Source organism: Lachnospiraceae bacterium GAM79 (assembly GCA_020735665.1).
Lineage (GTDB): Bacteria > Bacillota > Clostridia > Lachnospirales > Lachnospiraceae > Coprococcus.
This window is the reverse complement of record CP085928.1, coordinates 2478249-2490657: the sequence shown is the minus strand read 5'-3', so window position 1 is coordinate 2490657 and position 12409 is coordinate 2478249. Positions and strand designations below refer to the sequence as shown.

The window sequence follows — 12409 nt, the reverse complement described above, 5'->3', positions numbered from 1 at the left end:
AATGTTATTTATAAAGAAAAAGGCAAAAGAAGCCGAGATGGAAAAAATGAAGGCTGTCGAAGCGGAGCAGCCAAAACCGGAGACTGTAAAATGTCCGAAATGTGGAGCTGAGCTTGATAAGCAGAGAGTTGTAAAGGCAAAATATATCTGTTATGAATGTGGTTCTTATTTCCGTGTTAAGACAAAGAACCGTATCAAGATGGTAACAGATCCAAAGTCATTTGAACCATGGTTTGAAGATATGCCGATGTCAAATCCGTTAAATACAGCCGGATATGAGGATAAGGTTAAGGCTGCGCAGGAAAAGACAGGATTGAAAGAAGCGGTTACAGTCGGTAAGGCTCTGATCAATGGTGAGCCGGCTATGATCGGTATCTGTGATGCCAGATTCCTGATGAGCAGTATGGGCTATGTTGTTGGTGAGAAGATTGCCAGAGCGGTTGAGCGTGCAACAGAAGAAAAGCTTCCTGTATTCATGTTCTGTTGTTCCGGTGGTGCCAGAATGCAGGAGGGTATCATTTCCCTGATGCAGATGGCAAAAACCTCCGCAGCATTGAAGAAACATTCAGAAGCCGGATTGTTATATGTATCGATCCTTACAGATCCTACAACCGGTGGTGTAACAGCCAGCTTTGCAATGCTTGGCGACATCATCTTAGGTGAGCCTGGTGCTCTGGTTGGCTTTGCAGGTCCTCGTGTTATCAAACAGACGATCGGACAGGATCTTCCGGAAGGCTTCCAGCGTTCTGAGTTCCTGGTAGAGCATGGTATTATCGATGGAATTATTACCAGAGATAAGATGAAGGATACCATGTACCAGTTGATCGTTACACATAAGCAGAGAACCGGTTATGCAAACTTCGATAAGGAAGAAGACGAGAAGTTTGATATCAGCGAGATCTTAAAGGAGAGATTGACTTCTGTTGAGAATAAGACTCCTTGGGAGAAGATCCGTGGTACAAGACAGATGACTCGTCCATGCGCACTTGATTATATTGATTATATCTGTGATGATTTCCATGAGATCCATGGAGACAGAACAATGAATGATGATAAAGCAATCGTTGGTGGTATCGGTCATATCGATGGACAGCCTGTAACCGTGATCGCACAGGTAAAGGGTTCCAGCATGACAGAGTGTATGGAGCGTAATTTCGGTATGCCGCTTCCGGATGGATACCGTAAGGCGCTTCGTCTGATGAAACAGGCAGAGAAGTTCAACCGTCCTATCATCACATTTGTAAATACACCTGGTGCATTCTGTGGACTGGAAGCAGAGGAACGTGGTATGGGTGAAGCAATCGCAAGAAACCTTTACGAGATGTCAGCCCTTAAAGTTCCTGTACTTTGTATCCTGATCGGTGAAGGCGGCAGTGGTGGAGCACTTGCTATGGCAGTTGGTAATGAAGTATGGATGCTTGAAAATGCAGTATACTCCATTCTTTCACCGGAAGGCTATGCATCAATTCTCTGGAAGGACAGCAACCGTGCAGAGGAGGCAGCAGAGGTTATGCAGCTTACCGCACAGGATCTTTCAAGACTTGGTGTGATCGAGAAGGTTATTCCTGAGTATGGCGGAGCAGATAAAGAATCTGTCCCATATATCGGTAAATTCATTAAGATGAATGCCAAGGAATTCCTGAAGAAATTCGATGGAATGAGCGGCGAAGAAATTGCTGCTGCAAGATATAAGAGATTCCGTGAGATGTAAATAAAATAAAAAACAGGGATGTAACATTGAGGGCATCATAATATTATGTAGCAAGCCTGTCCGAATGTCGGTCCTTAGTGATCCGCTGATAAGCGGGAGCTTAGTACCGTTACATGAGGATAGAGCGAAATAATATTATGATGCCCTCAATGTTACATCCCTGTTTTTGTAGTGTACACTTTGATTGGTGACATTCAAATATCGTATATGTTATAATTAACATATGTACTGGTTTCAATTATACAAAAGGTTATTTCTGTTGGGGTTATGCAGAGCCTTTTGGTCAGGGAGATTAATACAGTGCGAAGCGGAGGTTTATCATTTAGAAATGGAGGGTAAAGAAATGAGAAAACGAATTGTAAGCAGTTTATTGTTAGGCTGCGCATTATTAACAGGAGGTGTGTCAACTGCTTATACTGTGCATGCAGAAGATTCGCAGACACAGACAGGCACGGCTACAATCATATTGGTTAATAACTGTGATTGGGAAGACAGCTCAGGATTTCAATTTTTGTTGGATGAAGACCATGATACATATGGTGATGTAATACCAGATAGTGGTCCGCTTAGTAGAAATGATGATGTCCCGTCATCTGTGTACGACAGGTTCGAATACAAAATACCTGGAAATGCAGATGGAGCAAGGGATACGCAAAATAGTATCCCATATGGTTCATCAGCCAAAATTACAATTCCGTCAGGAACATATGATTATGTTATTACAAATCCAACACCAGATGATAGAGTTTGGATCGTAGGAAATGGGGGAACAGATAAAGCGCGCATGGATGACTATGTTTTTGAAGCAGGAAAGGTATATACATATACTGTTTCAAAAGTAGGTAGTGGAGATGGAGTATATCTTTCCATACATGAACATAGTTATAGTAACAGTATCTGGAACAGTGATGAAAGCGGTCATTGGCAGGAATGTGACGATACAAATTGTCCGGATAAGGCATCAAGTGTGACTGCCAAGACAGCGCATATATCAAATGATGATGCAGATTGTACGACTGCTGCTACATGTAATGTATGTGGATATACAATTGCGGCAGGCAGATCAGAACATGCATTTGGGGAATGGCAACATGATGATGCTGCTGCAGGAATGCATATCCGGAAATGTGAGACAAATGGCTGTAACGCTTCTGAAACCGCAAAGTGCAGCGGCGGCAAAGCAACTTGTACAGAAAAAGCAAAGTGTGAGGTTTGTGGAGAAAGTTATGGAGATCTGAATCCGAGCAATCATACGGGAACAGAGGAGTGGATTCAGACAGCTGATACACACGAGAAGAAATGGAATTGCTGCAGCCTCGTAAGTGTTGCAAAAGAAAAGCATGAATGGAAAGATGGTGTATGTCAGAAATGCGGCTATAACTGTGAACATAGCGGAGGCACAGCAACCTGTCATGAGAAAGCAGTTTGCACAAGCTGCGGAGCAGAATATGGTGAATATAATTCTGATAATCATGCAGGAGAAACCGAGGTCAGAAAGAAACAGTCAGCAACCTGTACCAAAGATGGCTATACCGGAGATACCTACTGCAAGGGATGCGGGAAAAAGCTTTCATCCGGTTCGGTGGTTAAAGCAAAAGGACATAAAGGCGGTATAGCCACATGTAGTGAAAAAGCAAAGTGTGAAGTATGTGGTGAAGCTTATGGAGAAATAGATTCAGAAAATCATTCAGATTTCAAGCATGTTGATGCTAAGGCTGCTACGAAAAAGTCTGAAGGAAATGTTGAATATTGGTATTGTGATGGTTGCGGAAAGTATTACAGCGATGAAGCCGGAAAGAAAGAGATCAAAGCAGAAGCTGTAATAATACCAAAGTTAAAAGATGAACCGAAGTCTTTACAGACAGGTGATAACAGTGTACCTGTTTTGGCGGTTGTTCTTTTATTTGTCAGTGGTGGAGCTGCCATTGGAGTAATGAGCATTAAAAAAAGGAGAAAAAAGTAAAAGACCGGTTAGCTGTAGGATTATTTTACAGATAGCATAAAAACAGGGATGTAACATTGAGGGCATCATAATATTATGTAGCAAGCCAGTCCGAATGTCGGTCCTTAGCGATCCGCTGATAAGCGGGAGCTTAGTACCGTTACATGAGGATAGAGCGAAAGCGCCTTGCGAAATAATGATTATGATGCCCTCGATGTTACATCCCCGTTTTTATATAAATCCTAGATCAATGACTCGTACAGCTTGGTGATATCCTTTACGCTTGTCTCTTTTGGATTGCCCGGACGGCATGCATCGCCATATGCAGACTGAGCAAGGAAAGGAATATCCTCCGGCTTTACGATATCCTTTAAGTTGGCTGGAATTCCAACATCCTGTGATAACGTAGTTGATCGTAACCTCGGCAGCAGTTCCGGTTGTTGTAGGTACAGCGAAGATAGGTACGGATTTATTCTTGGTAGGAGCAACGCCCTTTGCTGTGTCCATGGATGATCCGCCACCGATCGCAATGATGTAATCAGCTTCAGCAGCCTTAAAAGCAGCAACACCTGACTGAACATTCTCGATGGTTGGGTTTGGTTTAATGTTGGAATAGATCTCATATGCAAGACCAGCGTTGTCCAGAACATCTGTTACTTTCTTAGTAACACCGAACTTAATGAGATCAGGATCAGAGCAGACAAATGCTTTCTTGAAGCCACGGCCGATGACCTCTGTAGCGATCTCTGTGATCGCACCTGCTCCATGATAAGATGTTTCGTTTAATACAAATCTGTTAGCCATATAAATAATATCTAAATTTACTTGCCGGCTGTATCTGCTTTTAATCCTGCGCGCCAGTTCAGATAAGAAATGCCGATGATAACGGCATACCCGATAAAGCTCAGTGCATCCGGTATCTGGCTGAAGAAGATGAAACCAAGGATTGCCGAGGTGATGATCTGCGAATAATCGAAGATCGATATTTCCTTTGCCGGAGCATGTGAATAAGCAGCCGTGATCGAGAACTGACCGACAGCAGCGGAGGCACCTGCCATTAACAGACAGAACAACTGGAAAAATGACATCGGTTTATAAAAGGCGATCACAAACGGCAGCATGACCAGAGTCGAAAATGCGGAGAAAAAGAATACGATCTGTGGATTCTTTGCACCGTGGTTGCTTAGATATCTTACTGCCGCATAAGCAGCGCCTGCACCCATACCGCCGGTAAAACCGATGAGACCCGGAGCAAAATCAGTGAAGTTCAGGGATGGTTTGATAACAAATAAAGCACCGATGAATACACCGATCAGAGCAGCATATTGTTTCAGACTTGCCTTTTCCTTTAACAGGAAGATCGAGAAGATAACAGCGGCAAACGGTGACAGCTTATTTAAGATCGAAGCATCGGCGATGTTCATGTGATCGACTGCATAGAAGTTACACATGATACCGAGTGTGCCGCAGATCGACCGCATAAACAGCATCGGAATGTGCCGTTTCTCATAATGCAGTCCGAGATCACTTCGGATCAGGACAACAAGCGCGATGAATGCTGCGACCAGATTACGGAAAAATGCTTTTTCAATCGTAGGAAGATCGCCGGATAATCGTACGAATACATTCATAAAAGAAAAACCGACACCGGACAGAATTATATAAAGAATTGCTTTTGTTTTCTCTCGCATATAAAAACACCACTTTCTGTTTGTTAGATATTTGCGGAAATAAACAGTATTTTCGCATTATGCCGGTATGTGAAGACACATTCCATAGCAATGCTCATTATAGCATGTTTTCGTATTTGTCAGCAGCCAAAGTTTTATGAAACACTTTATACTTGCTTTATAAACTATACACAATTTATTCAAAAAACTTGTCTATCATACATTCTAGAAAAAGTGTAAGGAAAAATAATTTAAATAATTGATGCAGAATAGGAGATCATACATGAGCAGGGTAATAGGAATAGATTTAGGAACGACAAATAGCTGCGTGGCCGTTCTGGAAGGAGAACAGGCGACGATCATACCGAATGCCGAAGGCAACCGTACCACACCATCGATAGTAGCCATTACGAAAAATGGCGACAGACTGGTGGGGGATGCTGCGAAGAGACAGCTTACGGTAAATGTAGACAGAACCATTGCATCGATCAAGAGAGAAATGGGAACGGCATATAGAAAAAGAATAGATGGAAAAGATTACTCACCACAGGAGATATCGGCGATCATTCTGTCAAAGTTAAGAGCAGATGCAGAAAACTATCTGAGTGAGCCGGTTCATGATGCGGTCATCACGGTTCCGGCGTATTTTGATGACAGCCAGAGACAGGCGACAAAGGATGCAGGAAAGATCGCAGGGTTAAATGTACTTCGAATCATTAACGAGCCGACATCAGCGGCACTTGCCTATGGTCTGGATAACGGACAGGCACAGAAGATTCTGGTATATGACCTTGGTGGCGGAACCTTTGATGTATCCGTGATCGAGATCGGAGATCATGTGATCGAGGTTCTGGCAACTGCAGGTGACAATCATCTTGGTGGTGATGATTTTGACGAGCGTCTGGTGCAGTATGTGATAAAGTCATTTAAGAAAGAAACAAGGATCAATCTGGAGAAAGATATAACCGCGGTACAGCGTATCCGGGAAGCATGCGAAGAGGCAAAGAAAGAATTATCCAGCACGCTGCAGACTCATATCAATCTTCCGTTTATCACGGTCGTAAAGAACGAGCCGAAGCATCTCGATATGCTCATAACCAGAGAGTTGTTCAATGAGCTGACAGATGATCTTGTAAAACGGACAGACGGTCCGGTCAATCAGGCACTTCGGGATGCAGGTATATCAGCCGGAAGTTTAGATAAGGTATTATTGGTTGGTGGGTCAACCAGAATCCCTGCCGTTATGGACGAGGTTAAGAGGATAACCGGAAAAGAGCTTTCGAAGAATCTCAACCCGGATGAGTGCGTTGCGATGGGAGCTGCGATTCAGGGAGGAAAGCTCAGTGGTGGTCTGACCGTTACAAATAAGGTAAATGATATTTTGCTGATGGATGTAACGCCATTGTCTCTGTCAATCGAGACCTTAGGTGGTATTGCAAATGTACTGATCCCAAGAAACTCACCAATTCCGACACGGGTATCTAAGATCTTTACAACGGCCGGAAATTTCCAGCGCGATGTAGAGGTAAAGGTGTATCAGGGCGAACGCAAATATACCAGAGATAATAAGCTACTTGGCAACTTCCGCCTGAGTGGGATCAAGCGAGCACTTGCAGGAGTTCCGCAGATCGAGGTTACATTTGACCTTGATGTAAATGGTATACTAAAGGTATCTGCAAAGGATCTTGGCAGAGGCGTGGAACAGCAGATCGTGATCACATCCAGCACGAATCTTTCAGAGGAAGAGATCCGTCGGGCAAGGGAAGATGCCATGCGGTACGAGAAAGAGACTCAGGGCAACAAGGAAAATATGGATATCTGGAACGAAGCTGAAGCATATGTATATAAAGTAGAAAATCAGTTAGAGGTACAAAGTCAGAATCTGGATAAGGCTCAGATCAAGAAGATTCGGAGAGATTTGGAATACTTAAAGAAACTGGTATGTCGGACGGATGCTGACCGGATCACGGATATAGAAGCGGGCAATATAAAGGATGCTTACAGACAGTTACAGGAATCTGCAATGATCCTTGGATAGGCAGAATATTACGATCGTCGGATCGGAAATATATAAATAGTATACATGATCTGAAGGTGCTGAAATGGCAGCAGATCTGCAGGGTAAAGAAAGAATGGTGCTTATATGAGAGATAAGATTTATAACTTTATGCGAACAAGATATGGGAATGATCAGTTTTCATCATTTCTGACCTGGATGGGCCTGATCCTGATCATCATAGATGTCTGGGCGAAGACAGGAGTTTTGTATTTCCTTGGACTTGCTTCTTTTATCTATGGATATGTGCGCATCTTTTCTAAGAAATACGACAAACGTGCGGCAGAAAATAAGTGGTTTCTAAGCCACACGACAGGCGTTCGAAATGTATTTAAACGGATGAAAAAAAGCAAAGAAGCCGGAAAGAATTATAAGATCTTCACCTGCCCACGTTGTGAACAGATGATCCGGATTCCACGAGGCAAGGGCAGGATCGAGATAAGATGTCCGAAATGTGGGAATACTTTTATTAAGAAAAGCTGATTGGAGACAGGCGCGTGTTTGGATATATAGTAGTAAACCAGCAGGAAATGAAATTTAAAGAATTTGACGAATACCACAGGTATTACTGCGGGTTGTGCAGGGCGTTAAAAGAAGATCAGGGCGCAAAAGGTCAGTTGTCATTAAGCTACGATATGACATTTCTGGTGCTGCTGCTTACCGGATTGTATGAGCCGTCAGAGGAGCGGGGTACAAAAAGGTGTGTGGTCCATCCGATGACAAAGCATGAATATGCCAGAAATCTGTACTCCGATTATGCAGCGGATATGAACCGTATACTTACATATTACAAATGCATGGATGACTGGACAGATGATAAGAAGCTGTTTCGTAAGCTGTATGCGGAGCTTTTAATACCGAAGAAAGAGTTGGAAAAGGAAGACAGCCGATTATATGATTACAGACAAAAGATTGATACTATTGCAGATCGGCTTGCAAAGATCAGCGAGCTTGAGAAAGAAAACAGTGAAGATCTGGATCGGTTATCAGGATATTTTGGTGAAGTGCTGGCAGAGATATTTGCCGTAAAAGCTGATGCATGGGAAGAAAATCTGAGAAAGATCGGTTATTATCTTGGAAGATTTGTATATATTCTGGACGCTTACGATGATATTGAAAAGGACCGAAAAAAACACAGCTTTAATCCATTGATACACAAGCTTACATGTAGTGAAGAAATGAAGACAGAGGACATTCCGGTGGAGGAATGGCAGAAGCTTGCAGACTGGGTAAAAGAAGTCCTGATGATGCAGGCGGCAGAATGTGCCAGAGAATTTGAGAAGCTTCCGATTATAAAAAATGTGGAAATTCTCAGGAATATCGTGTATTCTGGCATATGGAATAATTATTATAAAGCAACTGCCGAAAGATGCGGTAGCAAAGCAGATAACAGGCAGAATGGAGAATAAATGAAAGATCCTTATGAAGTACTGGGATTGCCGCATGGTGCCAGTAATGATGAAGTAAAAAGTGCATACAGACGATTGAGCAGAAAATATCATCCGGATGCGAATATCAACAATCCAAATAAAGCCGAGGCTGAGGAGAAGTTCAAAGAGATCCAGCAGGCATATAAGGCGATCATGGATGGTGATACCGGTTATGGAAATCCATACGGAGCAAGTGGATATGGCAGCCCATATGGAAATGGTTCATATGGTTCGGGCAGTTACCGAAACAGCAACAGCGGTGGAAGAACTACTTATGATGAGTCAGATCCGTTTGGCGGTTTCTATGGCGGTTTTGACCCGTTTGGCGGGTTCGGCGGATATGCCGGCGGAAGACGGGAGGACTATGATCCGAACGATCAGGATTCCAGATATTTTCAGGCGGCAAGAAATTATCTGCGGTCAGGCAGTTATGAGGAAGCAAGAACAGTATTGAACCAGATCCAGGATCATAATGCAAAATGGCATTATTATTCTGGTGTATGCAATGCCGGACTTGGTAATCAGATCCGGGCGCTTGAGATGCTTCAAAGGGCGATACAGCTAGAGCCGGATAATATGGAATACAAGCGTGCATACGAACAGATCAAGAGCGGATCGAAATGGTATATGGATCAGGGACAGGGTTATGGCATGGATATGTCAGGCCGGGATATGACAAAATGCTGTAATACTTTCTGCACTACCTTGCTTTGTCTCTCCTGTTGTGGTGGAAATATGTGCTGTTTCCCTTGTGGCGGCTATTATTCAGGCGGTTATTAGAAGGAAAACCCCTTATGAAACTGTTCAGATATTGGTATGCCCCATAGGGCAAGAGCGTATAAATAACTATAAAAACAGAAAATAATTGAAAAATCATTGTAAAATTGCAAGATTAATTAGACTTTGGTCTAAAAAATATGTATTTTTCTACAAAAAATTAAGACATGTATTGAGAAATACATGTTTTTTTGTTAAAATGATATAGGTTTCTTCCAAAATTTCTCATGGTAAAACTGGATATTATGATGAATTAGGGTGAAAGAGATATAAAGGATGCGAATAATATCGGCATCTGATTATAGAAAAATCGTCAGGGATGCATTCTGGCGTGCAATTTTCAAGGAGGATACGATAAATGAAAAAGTTGATTGATTTCGACAAAGAGGGCTTCAAAAAAGAGGTTATTACAAATGTAAAGACATTGTACAGAAGACCAATCGAAGAGGCAACTCCACAGCAGGTATTCCAGGCTGTCAGCTACGCTGTTAAGGACGACATAATAGACAGATGGATAGCAACACATAAGGAATATGAGAAGAAGAATGTTAAGACAGTTTACTATCTGTCCATGGAGTTCCTGATGGGTAGAGCCCTGGGAAACAATCTGATCAATCTGACATACTATGATGCAGTAAAAGAAGCCTTAGATGAACTTGGATTTGATTTGAATCTGATCGAGGATCAGGAGCCGGATGCAGCACTTGGTAATGGTGGTTTGGGACGTCTTGCAGCATGTTTTCTGGATTCTCTTGCTACACTTGGTTATCCGGCATACGGATGTGGTATCCGTTATCGTTATGGTATGTTCAAGCAGGCAATCAAAGATGGTTATCAGATCGAGTTGCCGGATGACTGGTTAAAGGATGGCAACCCATTTGAGATCAAGCGTCCGGAGTACGCTGTAGAAGTTAAATTTGGCGGTTATGTAAGAGTTGAGAACAGAGACGGAAGAAATTACTTTATTCAGGATGGTTATCAGACCGTTCGTGCCGTACCATATGATGTTCCGGTTGTCGGTTATGGCAACAATGTTGTAAATACACTTCGTATCTGGGATGCAGAAGCAGATCAGGAGTTCTGTCTTGATTCATTTGACAAGGGTGAATATGAAAAGGCTGTTGAGCAGCAGAACCTTGCTAAGACAATTGTTGAAGTCCTTTATCCAAATGATAATCACTATGCAGGTAAGGAATTAAGACTGAGACAGCAGTACTTCTTCATTTCAGCGTCTGTTCAGAGAGCAATCCTGAAATTCAAAGAGAAAAACAGTGATATTCATAAGCTTCCGGAAAAGATCACGTTCCAGATGAATGATACACATCCAACAGTTGCAGTAGCAGAGTTAATGAGAATCCTTATGGATGAAGAAGGTCTTGAGTGGGATGATGCATGGGATATCACAACCAGAACATGTGCATACACTAACCATACGATCATGGCTGAAGCTCTTGAGAAATGGCCGATCGAATTGTTCTCAAGATTACTTCCTCGTATCTATCAGATCGTAGAAGAGATCAACAGAAGATTTGTACTGAAGATCCAGTCTATGTATCCGGGCAACCAGGATAAGGTTAAGAACATGGCTATCCTTTATGATGGTCAGGTTAAGATGGCACATCTTGCTATCGCAGGTTCTTACTCTGTAAATGGTGTTGCAGCACTTCATACAAAGATTCTGGAAGAGAGAGAGCTGAAGGACTTCTATGAGATGAGACCTGAGCAGTTCAATAATAAGACAAATGGTATTACACAGAGACGTTTCCTTCTTCATGGTAATCCGCTTCTTGCAAGCTGGATCACAGATAAGATCGGTGATGAATGGATCGTTAAGCTTTCAAATCTGAAGAAGTTAAAAGTATATGCTACTGATGAGAAGTATCAGCAGGAATTCATGAATATCAAGTACCAGAACAAGATCCGTCTTGCAAATTATATCAAGGAGCATAATGGCGTGGATGTAGATCCTCGTTCTATCTTCGATGTACAGGTTAAGAGACTTCATGAGTACAAGAGACAGCTTCTTAATATTTTACATGTTATGTATCAGTACAACGAGTTGAAGACAAATCCATCATATGATATGTATCCAACAACATATATCTTTGGTGCAAAGGCTTCCGCCGGTTATAAGAGAGCAAAGCTTATCATCAAGCTGATCAACTCTGTTGCAGATGTTATCAACAACGATGCATCTATCAAGGGTAAGATCAAGGTTGTATTCATCGAGAACTACAGAGTATCCAATGCAGAGCTGATCTTCGCAGCAGCAGATGTCAGCGAGCAGATTTCAACAGCTTCCAGAGAAGCATCCGGTACCGGTAACATGAAATTTATGTTAAACGGTGCAGTTACACTTGGAACCATGGATGGTGCAAATGTAGAGATTGTTGAAGAAGTTGGTGAAGAAAATGCAGTTATCTTCGGTTTAAGAGCTGAAGAAGTTATGAAGTATGAGCGTGAAGGTGGATACAATCCAAAGGATATTTACAACAATGATGCAGCAGTAAGAACTGTTCTTACACAGCTTATCAATGGTATGTATTCTTCTGATGATCCGGATCGTTTCAGAGATCTGTATGATTCACTTATCAACGAAGATGTATACTTCATCCTTAAGGATTTTGCTTCTTATGTAGAAGCTCACAGAAAGATCGATACTCTTTACAGAGACGAGAAGAACTGGGCTAAGATGGTTATGTTGAATACAGCATGCTCCGGTAAGTTCTCATCAGACAGAACAATCGAAGAGTATGCAAAAGAGATCTGGAACCTCAAAAAGGTTAAAGTCACATTAGACTAATAATATATGTACGACCCGTG

General features: G+C 42.3%; 7 protein-coding genes and 2 pseudogenes. 7 read left to right on the top strand and 2 right to left on the bottom strand.

The features are described from left to right. The first annotated feature begins 1 nt into the window (after position 1). Complete coding sequence (locus LK416_11145) at positions 2–1711, top strand: acetyl-CoA carboxylase carboxyl transferase subunit (protein UEA74202.1); 1710 nt, start codon at positions 2–4, stop codon at positions 1709–1711. Positions 1712–2054: 343 nt separating this feature from the next. Further along, positions 2055–3674, top strand: coding sequence for a DUF2436 domain-containing protein (locus tag LK416_11140; GenBank protein ID UEA74201.1), 1620 nt, complete (start codon positions 2055–2057; stop codon positions 3672–3674). A 221-nt stretch (positions 3675–3895) separates the two neighbouring features. Here LK416_11140 and LK416_11135 read toward each other — a convergent pair. Together LK416_11135 and LK416_11130 are read right to left on the bottom strand one after the other, a co-directional pair. Beyond that, positions 3896–4457, bottom strand: a pseudogene (locus LK416_11135) (iron-containing alcohol dehydrogenase). A gap of 17 nt (positions 4458–4474) precedes the next feature. Further along, positions 4475–5344 (bottom strand): DMT family transporter, encoded by an 870-nt coding sequence (locus LK416_11130; protein ID UEA74200.1) that lies wholly within the window; start codon positions 5342–5344, stop codon positions 4475–4477. Between the two features lie 262 nt (positions 5345–5606). Here LK416_11130 and dnaK point away from each other — a divergent pair, with 262 nt between their 5' ends. The 5 genes and pseudogenes from dnaK (at position 5607) to LK416_11105 (ending at position 12389) form a co-directional block, all read left to right on the top strand. Beyond that, complete coding sequence (gene dnaK, locus LK416_11125; protein ID UEA74199.1) at positions 5607–7361, top strand: molecular chaperone DnaK; 1755 nt, start codon at positions 5607–5609, stop codon at positions 7359–7361. A 105-nt stretch (positions 7362–7466) separates the two neighbouring features. Beyond that, the gene (locus LK416_11120) at positions 7467–7862 is read left to right on the top strand and encodes a zinc-ribbon domain-containing protein (protein ID UEA74198.1); all 396 of its coding nucleotides are present in this window, start codon (positions 7467–7469) and stop codon (positions 7860–7862) included. Positions 7863–7876: 14 nt separating this feature from the next. Then, the gene (locus LK416_11115) at positions 7877–8788 is read left to right on the top strand and encodes a DUF5685 family protein (GenBank protein UEA74197.1); all 912 of its coding nucleotides are present in this window, start codon (positions 7877–7879) and stop codon (positions 8786–8788) included. Then, a pseudogene (locus LK416_11110) lies at positions 8789–9469 on the top strand (DnaJ domain-containing protein). A 475-nt stretch (positions 9470–9944) separates the two neighbouring features. Further along, positions 9945–12389 carry a glycogen/starch/alpha-glucan phosphorylase gene (locus tag LK416_11105; GenBank protein ID UEA74196.1) on the top strand — a complete coding sequence of 815 codons (2445 nt, stop codon included), beginning with the start codon at positions 9945–9947 and terminating at the stop codon, positions 12387–12389. Positions 12390–12409 lie beyond the last annotated feature (20 nt).